Raw genomic sequence first — 16,499 nt, 5'->3', positions numbered from 1 at the left:
ACCGCGAGCCCGACCTGATCCAAACGACAGACCCTATGGGGCCGTGAGTTCCACGAGCTTCGTCACGGTGTTCCAGTTCCGACTCGTCGCGATCAGGCCCTTGTTGAGCGCAGGTCGGGACAGCTGGGCCGCCAGCTTCGAGACGCCGAGGCCCTGGGGTGCGTAGAGATAGAGGGCGCGGTCGCCGACGCGGAAGTCCTCGGGGGCGTACGCGGCCGGGTCCACGGCGGCGAACCGCTCGGCGGTCACGGGCCCCGAGAAGTACGTGACGTGCAGCTGCTTGGCCTCCAGTTCGGCGGCCGGGAACGGGCAGTCCGCCATGACCGCCTTCAGATAGGCGTGGCGGCGCACGATGACGTCGACGGTGAAGCCGAACTCGCCCTCGATCGCCGTGCCGATCGCGGCCGCGAGCGCCTCCTCGTCGCCGCCGTCCGGCGCGGTGAAGGCGACGTTGCCGCTCTGGAGGTAGGTGCGTACGTCGGTCAGGCCCAGGCCCTCGATCAGCGGCCGCAGCACGGCCATCGGCACCTTCTTGTTGCCGCCCACGTTGATGCCGCGCAGCAGCGCGGCGCAGCCCTCGGCCATCGTCCCCTGAGTCATGCGCACACGATAAGCGCACACGGCAAGGCGGCCGCCGTTCCCCGTGGGGGTGGGCACGGCGGCCGCCGATCATCGAGCCGAAACGTTTACTCGACGACCTTCAGGAGCTTGTTCGCGGTGCCGTCGGACGCGTTCTTGATGGCGTCCGGGGTGGCCCCGTCGGTGAGCGCCTTGGCGACGTCGGCCGGGGCCGCGTCCTTGTGACCGGCCAGGTAGACGGCCGCCGCGCCGACGACGTGCGGGGTCGCCATCGACGTACCGGAGATGGTGTTGGTGGCGTCGTCCCCGGTGTTCCAGTCGGACGTGATGTCCGATCCAGGCGCGTAGATGTCGACGACGGAGCCGTAGTTGGAGAAGTCCGACTGCTCGTCGTCCTTCGTGGAGGAGGCGACCGTGATGGCCTCCGGGACCCGGGCGGGGCTGGACTGCGAGGCGTCCGCCGACTCGTTGCCCGCCGCCACCGCGTAGGTGACACCGGAGTCGATGGACTTCTTGACCGCCGCGTCGAGCGCCTCGTCCACGCCGCCGCCGAGCGACATGTTGGCGACGGAGGGACCCTGGTGGTTCTCGGTCACCCAGTCGATGCCCGCCACGACCTGCTCGGTGGTGCCGGAGCCCTGGTCGTCGAGGACGCGGACGGCGACGATCTTCGCCTTCTTGGCGACACCGTGCGCCTCACCGGCGATGGTGCCGGCGACGTGCGTGCCGTGCCCGTTGCCGTCGTCGGCGTTGTCGTCGTTGTCGATCGCGTCGAAGCCGGAGGAGGCGCGGCCACCGAAGTCCTTGTGGCTGACCCGGACCCCGGTGTCGATGACGTACGCGGTCGCGCCCTCGCCGGCGCTGTCCGGGTACGTGTACTTGCTGTCGCCCGCGGTGTCCGCCTGGTCGATGCGGTCCAGGCCCCACGACGGCGGGTTGTCCTGGGTGGCGTCGATGTGGAACTTCTTGTTCTGGACGACCTTCGACACGGAGCCGTCGGCCGCGAGGCGCTTGGCCTCGGTGTCCGAGAGGCCGCTCGCCGAGAAGCCGTTGACGGCGGAGCTGTAGTTCCGCTTGAGCGTGCCGCCGTACTCCTTGGCCAGGTCCTTCTTGGCGGAGGCGCCCGCCTTCTGGTCGAGCAGCACGATGTAGCTGCCGGACACGGCGCCCTTGGCGTCCTGCCCGTAGACCTTGCCCTCGGCGGGGGCCGCGGTGGCGGAGAAGCCGCCGAACATGGTGACGCCCACTGCTGTAGCCGCCGTGGCTATGGCCGCGGTGAGCTTCATCGTGCGCGCATGCTGGTTTGTTGCCATGAAGAGGGATCTCCTCAGTGGTGTGTGGGGGGAATTCCAGCGCCCCAGGACGAACCATCGCGAAGGTTGTCAAACTCCGGAAGATGTCCGGGGGTTGAGACGAAACCCTGACCGATTGACGCGATCAGATCAAGACCTACATGAACCTGTGACGTGCTCAACAAGGTTTCGTAATAACAAATCGGGCGGTTGCGGAGATTCGGATCAAGGTTCGACGGTTCATCCCCCGATGGCTCAACCCCTTATAGATGTAGGGGACTCGGGTCATCCTCCCCGGGGACCCCCGCCGCCCGGACCTCACCGAACAGCACGACGAACCGGCCTTATCCCGGCCATACCTTCGAATCCGGAGGTGGACCTGATGGCCAGGAACGGGGAACGGCCGGAGCACCGGGTACGCGGATTCGCGGCCCGGGCCGGCGGATGGAGCGCCCGGCACAGGTGGGCGGCGGTGGGGATCTGGGTGCTCTTCGTCGTGGTGGCGATGAGCCTCGGGTCCGTCGCGGGGCGCGTGGACGTCTCGGAGGACGACGGACTCAAGGGAGAGACCAGCCAGGCCGCGCGCATCATCGACGACGCGGGCATCGACGAACCGGCGGGCGAGACCGTGCTCGTACAGAGCAAGAACGGTCAACTACGGGCCACCGCACCCGAGTTCAGGACCGCGGTCGCCGACGTGGTGAAGGCCGTCGAGGGCACCGGCGAGGTGACCGGCGTCCGCTCGCCGTACGCCGCCGACACCCGGACGATCTCGAAGGACGGCCGCACCGCGCTCGTCCAGTTCGACATGCGGGGCGAGCCCGACACCGCGGCCGACCGGGTCGAGCCGGTCCAGAAGGCCGTCGCGGGTGTCGCGGACGACCATGACGCGCTGCGGATCGAGGAGATCGGCGCCGCGAGCATGAACAAGACCTTCGACGACGCGTTCGGCGAGGACTTCCAGCGCGCCGAGTACTCGGCGGTGCCGGTCGCGCTCGGCATCCTGCTGATCGCGTTCGGCGCGCTCGTCGCGGCGCTGGTCCCGGTGGCGCTCGCCGTCACGGCGATCATGGCGACGATGGGCCTGATGGGCATCGTCAGCCATCTGCTGCCGATGAGCGAGACCGCCAACTCGGTGATGCTGCTCGTGGGCCTGGCGGTCGGCGTCGACTACTGCCTGTTCTATCTGCGGCGCGAGCGCGAGGAGCGGATGAAGGGGCACGACCCGGGGACCGCGCTGCGCGTGGCCGCGGCCACCAGCGGCCGGGCGATCATCGTCTCCGGGGTCACGGTGTGCGTGGCGATGGCGGGCATGCTGTTCACCGGGCTCGCCGAGTTCCAGGCGATGGGCCTCGCCTCGCTGATGGTGGTGGCGGTCGCGATGGTCGGGTCGGTGACCGTGCTTCCGGCGCTGCTCTCGCTGCTCGGGGAGCGGGTGGAGAAGGGACGGATCCCGTTCCTGCACCCGACCAAGCGGCGGGGCGGGGGCAACGGAGCCGGTGGAGAGGACGGCAGCCGCTTCTGGAGCCGGGTGCTGACCGTCGTACTGGCGCGGCCCGCCGTCTCCGTCGCCGTCGCGGTCGTCGCGCTGCTCGCGATCGCCGCGCCCGCGCTCGGCATGAAGACCCAGAACCTCACCCTGGACCAGGAGTTCGGCGACTCGCTGCCGATCGTGGCGACGTACGACCGGGTCAACGCGGCGTTCCCCGGCGGCTCGGATCCGGCCGAGGTGGTCGTGAAGGCCGACGACATCAACGCCGCCGACGTGCGCGCCGCCCTCGCGGACTTCCGCGCGCAGGCCGTGAGCTCGGGTGCCTCGCGCGGCCCCGTCGAGGTCACGGTGCACCGAGACGAGAACGTGGCGGTCATCGACGTACCGCTCGTGGGCGGATCCGATCAGGACAAGGCCGAGCAGAGCCTGGCGCTGCTGCGCGACGAGGTGCGGCCCGCCACGTTCGGCGAGGTCGACGGCGCCGAGGCGCCGATCACCGGGCAGGTCGCGGGGTCGAAGGACTTCAACGACCAGATCGTCGGTTCCGTCGTCCCGGTCTTCGCGTTCGTCGTCGCCTTCGCGTTCCTGCTGATGCTGCTCTCGTTCCGCTCACTGACGATCGCGATCACATCGATCGTGCTCAACCTGCTGTCGGTGGGCGCCGCCTACGGGGTCCTCGTCGCCGTCTTCCAGCACGGCTGGGGCGCCTCACTGGTCGGCGCGGAGGGCGTGGGCGCCATCATCGCGTGGCTGCCGCTGTTCCTGTTCGTGATCCTGTTCGGCCTGTCGATGGACTACCACGTGTTCGTGGTGTCCCGGATCAAGGAGGCGCGTCTTCAGGGGCGTACGAACCTCGATGCGATCCGGCACGGCGTCGTCACCACCGCGGGCGTGGTCACCAGCGCGGCCGTCATCATGGTCGCCGTGTTCAGTATCTTCGGGACGCTGTCCATGCAGTCGATGAAGCAGATGGGCGTGGGCCTCGCGGTCGCGATCCTGATCGACGCGACCGTCATCCGCGGAGTGCTGCTCCCGGCCGTGATGGCGCTGCTCGGGGAGCGCAACTGGTATCTGCCGAAGTGGCTGCGCCGGATGCCGGACCTGACGCACGACGAGGCGGGCATCGAGCCCGCCCCGGTCCCGCGCGAGGGCGGCGAGGAGGTGCGCGTCTGACGACGCGCGATCCGTCCTCCCGCCGGTCCGAGGGTCTGTCCACCGTGTCGCGTCACGCGACGGTGGACAGGCCCTCCTCCTTGAGACCGCCGTCCTGCTCACGCACGTCCTGATCCAGGCCGTTCCGCGCCGCCAGGGCGTCGCGCTCGCGGCCGTCCTTCTCGAAGGCCTCCAGCGTGCGGCCGAAGTCGCGCGTGGACAGCAACAGCTTGTAGACGATGGCGAGTTCGAAGACGAGCAGCAGCACGCCTGCCACGACCGTCGCCCCGATGACCTGGTCGATCAGCGGCCCGACGATGAAGACGGCCATCTGGAACTCGATGCCGCTGATCAGGTGCGTACGGATGCGGTGGCGCAGCAGGAAGGACCGGAAACGCAGATAGACCGGGAAGCGGCTGCGGAACTCCTGGTGCAGGTCGACGACCTTGGGCCGCGGGGCCGGCTCGACGGCCTCGACCGTCCCCGTCTCCGTCTGCGTCGTCGGCTCGAAGGTCTCCGACTGCTGGGCCGCGCCCTCCTCCGTGGCGGCGGCCGCCCCGCGCAGGTCCTGCTCGATGTCCGCGGACGGGTTGGCCCGCAGCAGGTCCTCCATGAAAGCGACGTCGTCCGCGTTCTGCGCGCGACGGGCCGCCCGCATGCGGGCCTTGATCTGCTTGCGCATCGTGTGCCGGGTCTTGAAGATCTCCAGCGAGTTGATGTAGCGCAGCCCGTCGAGGAAGACGACGACCACGGCGAGCCAGACGTAGATCAGGTCGCCGGTGCGGTGGAACTGGCCGCCCATCAGCGCCACGGCACAGGCCATCACGCGAACGCGGTCGAAGATGTAGTCGAGCCAGGCGCCGAACACGGAGCCCTGCCCGGTCAGCCGGGCGACCTTGCCGTCCATGCAGTCGAGCACGAAGCTCAGGTGGTAGATCAGCGCTCCGGCGATCAGCCAGCGCCAGTCCCCCATCGCGAAACAGCCGGCCGCGCCGAGCCCCAGGATCAGGGCGCCCCAAGTGATCTGGTTCGGGGTGATGCGCGTCCAGCGCGCCGTGACCCGTACGAGAGGTGTGGCGATCGGGTCGACGAGCAGCACGGTCCACCACGCGTCACGCTTTTTCTGGGTGATGCGCCGCACTTCGGGCAACGACGGTATGTCTCGGGGCATGAGGCGCGCCAGCTTCCTTTGTTCAAAAGTAGGTTCACCTCACCGTAAGAATCCGTTATGGAGAAGTTCAAGAACGTACGAACGCAACCTTTACTGGGGGGTATCGGTCGTACGTGACAGGCGAGTCAATTTCGTTATCTGTTAGGCACACGCTTTTCACGGAACGGTGGAACCGTTCCGTGAAAAATCGCGTCTACCCCACCCCGATGCCAAGGCCGGCATCAGGGGCCGGCGTCAGGGGCGCAGTTCGGCCTCGATGAGGTCGGCCGCCTGCCGCGTTCCGCCCTCGCCCGCCATGTCCTGCTGAAGGGCGGCGAGTCGGCGCGCCACTTCCGGGTCGTCGACCAAGGCGAGGACTGCCTCGCGGAGCGTCTCCGCGTTCGCCTCCTCCATGGGTACGTGTCGGGCGACGCCGAGGCCCTGGAGGATGTCGGCGTTGCCGAACTGGTCGACGGCCTGCGGCACGGCGACCATCGGCGTCGCCGTGGCCAGGCCTTCCTGGCTGCCACCCGCGCCGGCGTGCGTGATGAAGGCGTCGGCCTTCTTGAGGATCGCCAGCTGCGGCACCCACTGCCGCACCTCTACGTTGCCGGGGACCGCCCCGAGATCCTCGGCGGTGACATGCTTGCCGACCTGGAGCACGACATGCCAGCCCGGCAGATCGCCGAACGCCTTCACGCACTCCCGGTAGAACTCGGGCTGCTTGGTGAACGACGAGCCGAGCGACACGAGCAGTACGCGCTCGGCGTCGGCGGGGCGCTCCCAGTCGCCCTGCGCGGACCGGTCGCCCTGGCAGGCGCCGACGAAGGTGTTCTTCTTCTCGTCCACCCGGTCGGCATTCGGCTGGAGCGCCTTCGGAATGAGGACGAGGGTGCGGTCGTAACGGCCCCAGAATTCGTCGGCGGTCTTCGGTACGCCGGCCTCCTTGAGCCACGCGTCGAACTTCTCGTAGTAGGCCTTGCCGCGCGGAGTCCTGCGGGGCTCCTCCCACATCGGCTTCGCGACCTCGTCCTCGTATCCCTCCCAGGCGACGAGGTTCGGCGAGAGCGTCACGGCGGGCACGCCCCAGCGGTGGGCGAGGACGCCCGCCGGGTACGAGGTGATGTCGTGGATGACGAGGTCGGGGACGCCGACGCCCTCGGTTTCGCCGTTCCCTTCGTAGGCCTCGATGAGCTGGGGCAGCGCCTGGATCGCGTCGTTCAGGAACGGCTCCACGTTGTCGAGCAGCGTCGTCCCCCACGCCGCCGGGTCGTCGTCGGGGCCGGGGAGCGTGGTGCGGTAGAGGACCGGCTCGGCGCCGGTCTCGGCGATCTTCTCCTCGAACAGGTGCGGGATCGCGTACGTGACGCGGTGCCCACGGGCGACGAGCTCCCGGATCACTTCGAGACTCGGGTTCACGTGCCCGTGGGCGGCGATGGAGAACATGGCGATGTGGGCACGTTTGCCGTGGTTCGGGTTCGTCATGACCCCACCGTAAGCGAGACGAGACGTCTCGTGCAACCGGTTAACGGCGGTTGGTCATTTGACGTCGGCCGTTGGACGTCCGCCGTTGGGCGTCGGCCGTTGGGCGGGGTCAGCGGTTCAGGGCGGCCCACAGGCTCAGCCATTGATCCGGTGCGGCCTGCCCGACGAGCGCGCCGGGCGGGATCCCGGCCTCGCGCAGCGCCGCGTCGACCCGGCGGCGCGGGTGGGCGCGGGTCAGGGAGGCGCGCAGGCTGCCGCCGACCCCGGAGAACCCGAGCGTGACGAGCCGTTCGTACGCCGGGTACTCGGCCGGGGCCAGCAGCGGCGTCGCCCTGCGCTCGATGCGGAGCACGCCCGCGTCGACCCGTGGGGCCGGGCGGAACGCGGTGCGCGGCACCCGGCCGAGCAGCCGCCACTCGAAGTGCGGCCAGGTGAGGACGGTGCGGCGGGTCCAACTCCCGTAGTCACCCGTGCGTTTGCGGGCGTACTCGAGCTGGGTGAGCAGCACGGCGCGGGTCAGCGCGTCGGCGCGCAGGCACCAGTCCACGACGTCGGAGGTCCGCGAGAACGGCACGTTCCCCGCGACGGCGAACGGCGTCCGGGGCGGCCGCACCGCGAGGAAGTCCGCGTGCCGTACGCGGACGTGGGGCTGCCCGGCGAACCGCTCGCGCAGCCGCGCGGCGAGCCGCCCGTCGATCTCGTACGCGACGAGGTCCGGGGCGCGACGGGCGAGCGGCGCGGTCAACGCGCCGCTCCCTGCGCCCACTTCGAGCAGCAGCGGGGTGGGATCCGGTGTCGCCAACCGTGCGAAACGGCGCGCTGCGGCGCGGTCGGCGAGAAAATTCTGCGAGAGGGCACGCGAACGCGACGTGCCGGTGAAAGACGTGCCGGTGGAACGGGCGGCCATGGCCTGCGGTCCTTGTCATCCGTACGGAAAAGGGCGGATGAAGGCGCTGACCGGGACCGCGATCAGCCGCGCACGCTCAGGTGCGCGGAGTTCGCGGAGTTCGCGGAGGCGGAACCGGTCAGAGCGCCGGGCCGACGCGCAGCCGAACGGCGTGCGCGCAGCCCTGAACCTGGCGGGTCACCGAAACGGCCATCGTGGCTGCGCTGCACATGCCACACATGCTGGTGGAACGCCCGGCGGCCCGTCCACCGAATTAACGCGGGGTGCGAGACTGACCCTCGTACCAGGTGAGACGCAGGAGGCACAGGATGGACGAGGCACGGGCACGGGCCGTACTGGCGCAGGCGGATGTCGTGGACGGCACCGCCGCCACGGCGGAGCTGATCGCGCTCGGTGAGAACGCGGTGTTCGGCGACGGCGACCTCGTCGTCAAGATCGGCCGCAGCATCGAGCAAGGCGGCGCCGAACTCCTCGACCGCGCCCGCCGCGAACTGGCCATCGCCTCCTATCTCGCCGGGCACGACGTCCCCGCGGTGCGCGCCGCGAAGGACGAGGCGCTCGTCGTGGACGGGCACCCTGTGACCGTGTGGCACCGGATCCCGGCCGCCGTCCGCCCGGCCGAGCCGCGTGATCTGGCGCAGCTGCTCAAGCTGGTGCACGCGCTGCCCGCGCCGACCGGTTTCGAGCTGCCGCGGCGGGAGCTGCTCGGCGGGGTCGAGCGCTGGCTGCGGCTCGCGGGCGACGCGATCGACCCGGCCGACGCGGACTATCTGCGCGAGCGGCGGGACGGGTTCGCGGCGGCCGCCGCGGCGCTGGCCCCGCAGCTGCCGCCCGGGCCGATCCACGGTGACGCCCTGCCGCGCAATGTGCACATCGGGCCCGAGGGACCCGTCCTCGTCGACCTCGAGACGTTCTCCTCCGATCTGCGGGAGCACGATCTGGTCGTCATGGCCCTGTCGCGCGACCGGTACGGGTTGCCTGCGGCGGCGTATGACGGGTTCGTGTCCGCGTATGGGTGGGATGTGCGGGAGTGGGAGGGGTGTGCGGTGCTGCGCGGGGCGCGGGAGACGGCGTCCTGTGCGTGGGTTTCGCAGCATGCGCCGTCCAACCCGAAGGCGTTGGCGGAGTTTCGGCGGCGGGTCGCTTCGCTGCGGGACGGGGATCCTGCGGTGCGGTGGTATCCGTTCTGAGGCGGATGTTCGTGTAACGACTCGGGGGCTTCGCCCCCGGGCCCCCACTCCTCAATCGCCGGAGGGGCTTGATAGGCCGGACGGGCTCGATAGGCCGGTCCGGCTCGATGCGCCAGTTCCGCTGGATATATGGCGCATCGGCCATACCGTGTCGATCACCGCGTCCGGATTGCCCTTCCTGCGTAGGAAGTTCTGGAAGTCGGCCGCCGACTCCGCGAACCACTCCACCTGTCTGCGATGCAGCTCGGCCACCCCGAGCTGCGCGACCTTCGCATGCCGCTCGCCTATCGCGCGGGCGAGCAGCGCCGCGGCCAGGGCGTCCGCCGACGCGTCGTGCGCGGCGTCGAGCGGGACGCCGTACTCGGTGCAGACCGCTTCGAGGTTGCGCTTGCCCCGCCGGTAGCGGTCGACGGTGCGGTCGATCGTGTAGGGGTCGATGACCGGTGCCGGCTCGACCCCCGCGAGGCGCTCCCGCAGGGACGGCAACCCGTGCCTGGCGAGCTCGGCGGAGAGCAGGGTGAGGTCGAACGTCGCGTTGTACGCGACCACGGGGACGCCCGTGCGCCAGTAGCCCACCAGGATCTCGGCGAGGGCGTCGGCGACCCGGTCGGCCGGCTCGCCCTCGGCGACCGCCCGCTCGTTGGTGACACCGTGCACCGCGATCGCCTCGTCCGGGATCCGCACTCCGGGGTCGGCCAGCCATTGCCGGTGCCCGAGGACCGCGCCGTCCTTCACCTCTATGACGGCGGCGGTGACGATGCGCGCCTCGCGCGGATCTGTCCCGGTCGTCTCCAGGTCGAAGCCGATCATCAGCTCGCGGTGCCAGCCCATGGCAGCCCCCTTCTTCGTGGTGCGTTCCCCCGATGACCAACACCATCGCACGCCCCACTGACAATCAGGCCGGACGCCCGTCGGAGCCCGGCCCGATCCGCACTACAGGCGCTACGAGACCGGCCGCGCGTCCGCCCAGGCCTGCTCGAATTCGTCGCGGTACGTCACGAAAAGACCGTTCTCCCCGGTGTCCGACGACGCGCTCGCCTTGACGATGCGGCCCCCGCCGCGCAGCACGAGGACCGGTGCCTCCATCCCCCGCGTCCTGCGCAGATAGGACTGGACGACCGCGATGCCGTCCGATCCGTCGCCGTCGACGAGGTAGGCGTTGAAGCGCGGCGTCTCGTCGAAGACGCGGATCTCGAAGGCGCCGGGGTCCTTGAGGCGGGCCCGCACCCGGCGCATGTGCAGGATGTTCATCTCGACGGAGCGGCTCAACTCGCCCCGCTTGATCCCCAGTTCCCGTTCGCGCCGTTTGACCGCGCTGGACGCCGGGTTGAGGAAGAGGAGGCGTATCCGGCAGCCCGACTCGGCGAGGCGGACCAGGCGGCGGCCCGAGAAGTTCTGCGCGAGCAGGTTGAGGCCTATGCCGATAGCGTCCAGGCGCCGCGCCCCGCCGAATAGATCCTCGGCGGGGAACTGGCGCAGCAGCCTGACCCGGTCGGAGTGCACCCCCACCACGTCCGCGTACCGGTCGCCGACCAGCTCCTCGACGGCGTCCAGGGGCAGCCGGCGGGCCGAGGGGACGTCGGAGCCGGCGCCGAGTATGTCCAGGAGGCGGGAGGAGGCGCGCTCGGCCTGGGCGAGGACGGTCTCCGAGAGGGCGCGGTTGCGGGAGACCACGTTACGCGTGACCTCCAGCTCGTCCAGGGCGAGCTCGACGTCGCGGCGGTCGTCGAAATACGGCTCGAAGCACGGCCAGTGCTGCACCATCAGCTCGCGCAGCTGCGGCAGGGTCAGGAACGACAGCACGTTGTCGTCGGCCGGGTCGAGGAGATAACCCTTGCGGCGGCTGACCTCGCGCACCGCGACGGCCCGCTGCACCCACTCCTGTCCGGCGGGACCCGCCGCCGCGACCACCCAGTCCTCGCCGTGCACGGGCGCGTAGACGGGGCGGAGCACGGCGGCGACGACGGCGCGCAGCCGCTGTTCCACCAGGTTCAGCCAGATATAGGCCCGCCCCGCGCGTTGCGCGCGCGTACGGACCTCGCTCCAGGCGTCGGCGCCCCAGTCCAGTTCCGGTCCGATCTGGGACGCGACGTCCATGGGCCTGGCCAGCGACACCGCTCCGGGCGGGATCTCCGTGGAGGTTGCCTCCTGGCTGTCCTGGCCCTCGTGACCGTCGTCACCAGGGGGCAGCTCCAGCCCTCCCGAGCTCACCCGCTCCGCACCGCCTTCCGCTCCCCCGAGCTTGTCGAACCCGAACTGTGGAGCACATCCCCCAGCAACGATCAAGGAAGGGTACTCCGGGAGCGGGTGGCGATGCAGCCGGATGAGGCCGCTGGTTTCTCAACTACCGTTTCGGGGAACCCCGTTCTGCCCCGCGAGGTCGGCCGGAGTGAGCGGATTCATAGCGGTCACGTCCCTGGGGGCCAGCGAAAAGCCCTGCCAGTGCACTGGCATGGGCTGCTGGTCCTCGTCACGGGCGATGTGGTGGAACCCGATGTTGACCCAGGTGATCGGGTGCTTGAGCGTCTGACCGTTCACCCACTTGTTGACGCTGGTGCCTCCGCAGTTCGCCGCCGGGTTGTCGCTCGCGTACTGCTCGCACTTCTTGTACTCGGTGAAGTAGACGTCGTGCTTGGTGAAGGCACGTCCCGGGAAGCGGTTGGAGCGGCCGGGCACGAACTCGTACGACCTGGGGTGGTTGTCCTTGTTCTTGCCCGCGGTGGAGACCACGCGCCACCACCGCATGTCCTTTACGTCGCCCGCGAGTTCCTTGGTGACGGGGGTGCGGGTCGTCTTCGTGGTGGGCGATCCGTCCCCGTTCGGCGGGGTCACCTTGGAGTCGTACTGCTCGACCTTGGCCTTGGGCGAGCCGTCCAGGCCGAAGTTGAGCCGCCAGAAGACGTTGTGGCTGTGGCTCTCGGCGTAGGCGCTCGCTCCCTTGCCTATAGGCCAGCCCTTGCCGTCGGTGCCGTCGTAGTCGTACGGGGAGAGGCTGCCGGTGGCGCCCACATTGGACGTGATGGTGCCGTCGGAGGCGAAGCGCCACTCGGTGATGTACTCGTACCAGGACGCCTTGTTGACCGTGTAGACGAGCAGGTCCTTGCCCTGGGACTGGTAGACCTTGCCGGTGCCTCCGGTCGACTCGTCGTCGCTGAGGCGGTACGCGTGCCCGCGCGCACGCGTGGTCGTGCAAAGCCCCTTCACGTTGCCGATGTCGGGGACCTTGACGGTCTTGATGGTGCCGCCGGGGCATTCGGCCGCCTTCAGGTTCTGCAGGGCCTGCCCGAAGTCGGTGCCGGTGACGTCGTCGTACTCGGCCTCCCCGTCGTCGTACGGGACATGGACCTGCGCGAGCCGGGCGCTGGTGAGGACGCGGATCGGCTGGGCCTCGCCCTTGGGCTGGTAGCTGACGTCGTCCAGGACGAGCCCTGCCAGCGTGTTGTAGTGCCAGCACATGCGCCAGGTGGTGCCGCCGTCGAGGGTCTGCTCGATGCGGTACGCGTCCGAGCAGGCGGGCGCGGCGGCAGCGGGCGCCTTCGGCGGAGCGGCCGTGGCGGCGGGTGCGGTGGCGAGGGTGCCGGCGAGCAGCGCGGTGACCGCGAGGCCCGTGGCGACTGCGGCGGGCCGGATGCGGGCGCGCAAAAGTCTTGTGACGTGCATACGGAAGCGCTCCTTCATGGAGGAGAAGTCGGTGAGGTCCTCAGCCGAGGCGGGAGACGGTGCGTGCGCTCAGGTCGACGATCAGGGCGCGGGTGTCGATCCACGGCCCGTTGACGACCTTGGTGATGACACGCAGGCAGCGGTGCTCGCCGCACTCCTTGAGATCGGCGGGGACGTCGGCGACGGTCTTCTTGCGGAACACCATGCCGCTCAGCTGGAGTTGGTCCGGCTTGGTGAGCTGCTTTCCGGTGGCGTCCTTGTAGTCGCCCTTCAGGTCGGCGCCCAGCCGGTCCGCGATCAACAGCTGCGCTGCCTCTGCGAGTTCGCCCTGGCTGGGCGGCGGCTGCACGCCCTGGTCGGTCCTGCTGTCCTCGACCTTCCCCGTGTCGAGGTTCACCGTCTTCGTGACGACGGCGTCGCTCTTGTAGTCGTAGTACACGACATCGGCACGGCGTTCGCCGGCGGCGGCGTCGCTGAGGCCGGGATCGACCTCCGTCAGGTTCGTCGACAGGTGCTGGGGGCCTCGGTCGCCCTCCACGTCCCGCGCGTCCATCCGCAGGGCGTTGCCCGCCGTCGCCAGCTTCTCGGCGCGCTCCGTCTCGGCGTCCGTGAGCGGATCGCGCCCCACCCCCTTCGCGCCCTGTGCGGGTGCGGGCTCCACGGTGCCCTCAGGGGCCACCGCGTCCTGCCGCGCGGCCCCCGCCCTGGCCAGGTCGCTCCCGCCGTCCTCCGGCAGTGTCACGCCGACCGCGACGGCGCCGCCCGCGACCGCGAGCGCCACCACCGCCATCAGCTTCCCCAGATGGCGTCTTACAGCTGTGCGCACATCTTCCCCCAACTTCCCCGGCAGCCCCGGTCGAGGGCATGCCGGACCGACATGGTCGCCGTGTAAGAGGGCACCAACTCCCGTGTGGTTGCTTCACTTTCGGGCAGAGACTGTCCGATGCCGCCCGGACCGCCGGGTCAATGGGGTATCCCCTGCTCTTAGGTAGTCGGGAGCTCGGGCCTGTCTTCAAACTCCCGTCGTCGCCCGGAGGGCGGCCCGGCGGCGTCTGGTGCGTGCGATCGCAAGGCGCCGGAGAGTCCTAGTAGCGGAGCTACTCGGGCTTTTCGGCAACGCAGCGAGCGTGCGTGCCAGGCGTCGCCGGGCAGACGGGAGTTTGAAGACAGGACCGAGGGAAGGAAGAGTCGTCAGCATGCAGGTCTGGCCAGGACAGGCGTATCCACTGGGTGCCGCGTACGACGGCGCCGGGACGAATTTCGCGGTCTTCTCGGAGGCCGCCGACCGTATCGAGCTGTGCCTGTTGCACGACGACGGCTCGGAGACCGCGGTGGAGCTGCGGGAGGCCGACGCCTTCGTGCGGCACGCCTATCTGCCGGGGATCATGCCGGGGCAGCGCTACGGGTACCGGGCGCACGGCCCGTACGAGCCCGCGCGCGGCCTGCGCTGCAACTCGGCGAAGCTGCTCCTCGACCCGTACGCGCGCGCCATCAGCGGGCGGATCGACTGGAACGAGTCGGTGTACGGCTATCCGTTCGACTCACCGGACGAGCGCAACGATCTGGATTCGGCGCCGCACACGATGGCGTCGGTGGTGGTCAATCCGTACTTCGACTGGGGCGACGACCGGCTGCCGCGCACGGAGTACCACGAGACGGTGCTCTACGAAGCGCATGTGAAGGGCCTGACGATGCAACACCCGGCGCTGCCGGACGAGTTGCGCGGCACTTATGCGGCACTCGCGCATCCGGCGGTCATCGACCACCTCACGGAACTGGGCGTCACCGCGCTGGAGTTGATGCCGGTGCACCAGTTCGTCACCGACCACCGGCTGGTCGACATGGGGCTGAACAACTACTGGGGCTACAACACGATCGGCTTCTTCGCTCCGCACAACACGTATGCGTCGTGGGGCGACCGCGGCGAGCAGGTCCTGGAGTTCAAGTCCGCGGTGCGGGCGCTGCACCAGGCAGGAATCGAAGTCATTCTGGACGTCGTCTACAACCACACGGCCGAAGGAAATCACCTGGGTCCGACGCTGTCCTTCAAGGGGCTCGACAATCCGTCCTACTACAGGCTGACCGACGATCCGCGTTACTACATGGACACCACGGGGACGGGAAACTCGCTCCTGATGCGGTCCCCGCACGTACTCCAGATGATCATGGATTCGCTGCGCTACTGGGTCGAGGAGATGCACGTCGACGGGTTCCGCTTCGACCTGGCCGCCACCCTGGCCCGGCAGTTCCACGAAGTGGACCGCCTGTCGTCGTTCTTCGACCTCGTGCAGCAGGACCCGGTGGTCTCCCGCGTGAAGCTGATCGCGGAGCCCTGGGACGTCGGCGAGGGCGGCTACCAGGTGGGAAATTTCCCGCCCTTGTGGACCGAGTGGAACGGCAAGTACCGCGACACCGTACGGGACTTGTGGCGCGGTGAGCCGCGCACGCTCGCCGAGTTCGCCGGCCGACTGACCGGCTCCTCGGACCTCTACCAGGACGACGGACGCCGCCCCCTCGCCTCCATAAACTTCGTGACCTGCCACGACGGTTTCACCCTGCGCGACCTGGTGTCGTACAACGACAAGCACAACGACGCCAACGGGGAGGGCAATCGCGACGGCGAGAGCCACAACCGGTCGTGGAACTGCGGCGCCGAGGGCGAGACCGACGACCAGGCGGTGCTCGACCTGCGGGCCCGCCAAATGCGCAATTTCATCGCTACGTTGATGCTGTCGCAGGGCGTCCCGATGCTCAGCCACGGCGACGAGTTCGGGCGCACCCAGGGCGGCAACAACAACGCCTACTGCCAGGACAACGAGGTGGCGTGGGTGCGCTGGGCCGACCCCGAGGCCGCTCCGGACCCGTTCCTTGAGTTCACGCGCGCGATGGTGCGGCTGCGCAGCGACCACCCGGTGTTCCGCAGGCGGCGCTTCTTCCACGGCCGCCCGGTCGAGGGCACGCACGACGACCTGTCGGACATCGCGTGGTTCACCCCGGAGGGCGAGGAGATGACGCAGGAGGACTGGGGTGCGGCGCAGGCCCGCGCCCTGTCCGTGTTCCTCAACGGCAACGCGATCTCGGAGCCCGGCGCGCGCGGCGAACGCATCCAGGACGACTCGTTCCTGCTGCTGATCAACGCCTCGCCGCAGCCGATGGACTTCGTGGTCCCGGTCGACCACGGGCGCCAGTGGCAGGCCGTCGTCGACACGGCGCTGCCCGAGGGCCTCACGTCGGGCGAGGGCCAGAAGGTACAGGCCGGCGACCGGGTCACCCTCCAGGGCCGCAGTCTCACGGTGTTGCAACGGCCGGCGTAGCGCTCTCACCGACCGCCTGGAGGGGCCGTACGCGCAGTGCGACGAGGAAGGCGAGCCCGGCGGCCAGGCTGCCCACCGCGAAGGCCGCAGCGGCCCCGTGGGCCTGCGCGAGACGGCCCGCCACGGCGAGCGTGACGGCCTGTCCGCCGACGAACGCGCTCACGGCGGCCGTCATGCCCTCGCCGAGTCGTTCGCGCGGCACGGCCTGCTCGGTGAGCCCGAACCCGGTGATCAGGTTCGGGGCGAACAAGGCACCGAACACGGTCACCGCGACGTAC

General features: G+C 69.7%; 12 protein-coding genes and 1 pseudogene. 3 read left to right on the top strand and 10 right to left on the bottom strand.

The window, feature by feature from the left end:
* Positions 1-33: 33 nt before the first annotated feature.
* Together ACYSUO_RS41955 and ACYSUO_RS41950 are read right to left on the bottom strand one after the other, a co-directional pair.
* Entirely contained in the window at positions 34-600 is a 567-nt protein-coding gene (locus ACYSUO_RS41955; protein WP_461781465.1) for a DUF1697 domain-containing protein, read from the bottom strand.
* A gap of 86 nt (positions 601-686) precedes the next feature.
* Positions 687-1,892: a S8 family peptidase gene (locus ACYSUO_RS41950; protein ID WP_461781464.1), complete on the bottom strand. Its 1,206-nt coding sequence runs from the start codon at positions 1,890-1,892 to the stop codon at positions 687-689.
* A gap of 361 nt (positions 1,893-2,253) precedes the next feature.
* Between ACYSUO_RS41950 and ACYSUO_RS41945 the strand changes: the two genes are divergently transcribed.
* Entirely contained in the window at positions 2,254-4,536 is a 2,283-nt protein-coding gene (locus ACYSUO_RS41945; protein ID WP_461781463.1) for an MMPL family transporter, read from the top strand.
* A 52-nt stretch (positions 4,537-4,588) separates the two neighbouring features.
* Here ACYSUO_RS41945 and ACYSUO_RS41940 read toward each other — a convergent pair whose 3' ends face one another.
* The 3 genes from ACYSUO_RS41940 to erm all read right to left on the bottom strand — a co-directional run bounded on the left by ACYSUO_RS41940 (position 4,589) and on the right by erm (position 8,057).
* Positions 4,589-5,686, bottom strand: coding sequence for a CDP-alcohol phosphatidyltransferase family protein (locus ACYSUO_RS41940; RefSeq protein WP_461781462.1), 1,098 nt, complete (start codon positions 5,684-5,686; stop codon positions 4,589-4,591).
* A 234-nt stretch (positions 5,687-5,920) separates the two neighbouring features.
* The gene (gene mgt / locus ACYSUO_RS41935; protein WP_461781461.1) at positions 5,921-7,150 is read right to left on the bottom strand and encodes a macrolide-inactivating glycosyltransferase; all 1,230 of its coding nucleotides are present in this window, start codon (positions 7,148-7,150) and stop codon (positions 5,921-5,923) included.
* Between the two features lie 109 nt (positions 7,151-7,259).
* Positions 7,260-8,057: an ErmE/ErmH/ErmO/ErmR family 23S rRNA (adenine(2058)-N(6))-methyltransferase gene (gene erm / locus ACYSUO_RS41930; RefSeq protein ID WP_461781460.1), complete on the bottom strand. Its 798-nt coding sequence runs from the start codon at positions 8,055-8,057 to the stop codon at positions 7,260-7,262.
* A gap of 308 nt (positions 8,058-8,365) precedes the next feature.
* Here erm and ACYSUO_RS41925 point away from each other — a divergent pair, with 308 nt between their 5' ends.
* On the top strand, positions 8,366-9,247 hold the full coding sequence (locus ACYSUO_RS41925; protein ID WP_461781459.1) for a phosphotransferase enzyme family protein: 882 nt from the start codon (positions 8,366-8,368) through the stop codon (positions 9,245-9,247).
* A 51-nt stretch (positions 9,248-9,298) separates the two neighbouring features.
* Here ACYSUO_RS41925 and ACYSUO_RS41920 read toward each other — a convergent pair whose 3' ends face one another.
* The 4 genes from ACYSUO_RS41920 to ACYSUO_RS41905 all read right to left on the bottom strand — a co-directional run bounded on the left by ACYSUO_RS41920 (position 9,299) and on the right by ACYSUO_RS41905 (position 13,733).
* A complete protein-coding gene (locus ACYSUO_RS41920; RefSeq protein WP_461781458.1) occupies positions 9,299-10,078 on the bottom strand; it encodes an exonuclease domain-containing protein in 780 nt (259 codons plus the stop codon).
* Positions 10,079-10,189: 111 nt separating this feature from the next.
* Positions 10,190-11,458, bottom strand: coding sequence for an SAV2148 family HEPN domain-containing protein (locus ACYSUO_RS41915; RefSeq protein ID WP_461781457.1), 1,269 nt, complete (start codon positions 11,456-11,458; stop codon positions 10,190-10,192).
* 129 nt (positions 11,459-11,587) lie between these two features.
* Positions 11,588-12,907 carry a copper amine oxidase gene (locus tag ACYSUO_RS41910; protein WP_461781456.1) on the bottom strand — a complete coding sequence of 440 codons (1,320 nt, stop codon included), beginning with the start codon at positions 12,905-12,907 and terminating at the stop codon, positions 11,588-11,590.
* A gap of 40 nt (positions 12,908-12,947) precedes the next feature.
* Complete coding sequence (locus tag ACYSUO_RS41905; RefSeq protein ID WP_461781455.1) at positions 12,948-13,733, bottom strand: Tat pathway signal sequence domain protein; 786 nt, start codon at positions 13,731-13,733, stop codon at positions 12,948-12,950.
* 370 nt (positions 13,734-14,103) lie between these two features.
* On the opposite strand from ACYSUO_RS41905, the gene glgX reads away from it, so the two are divergent.
* A complete protein-coding gene (gene glgX, locus ACYSUO_RS41900; RefSeq protein ID WP_461781454.1) occupies positions 14,104-16,221 on the top strand; it encodes a glycogen debranching protein GlgX in 2,118 nt (705 codons plus the stop codon).
* Here glgX and ACYSUO_RS41895 read toward each other — a convergent pair.
* Positions 16,196-16,499 (bottom strand): annotated as a pseudogene (locus tag ACYSUO_RS41895) (MFS transporter); the annotation flags it as partial. The gene glgX and the pseudogene ACYSUO_RS41895 overlap by 26 nt on opposite strands.

It is taken from the genome of Streptomyces sp. UC4497 (assembly GCF_054871485.1).
This window is presented reverse-complemented; position numbering and strand designations above follow the sequence as displayed.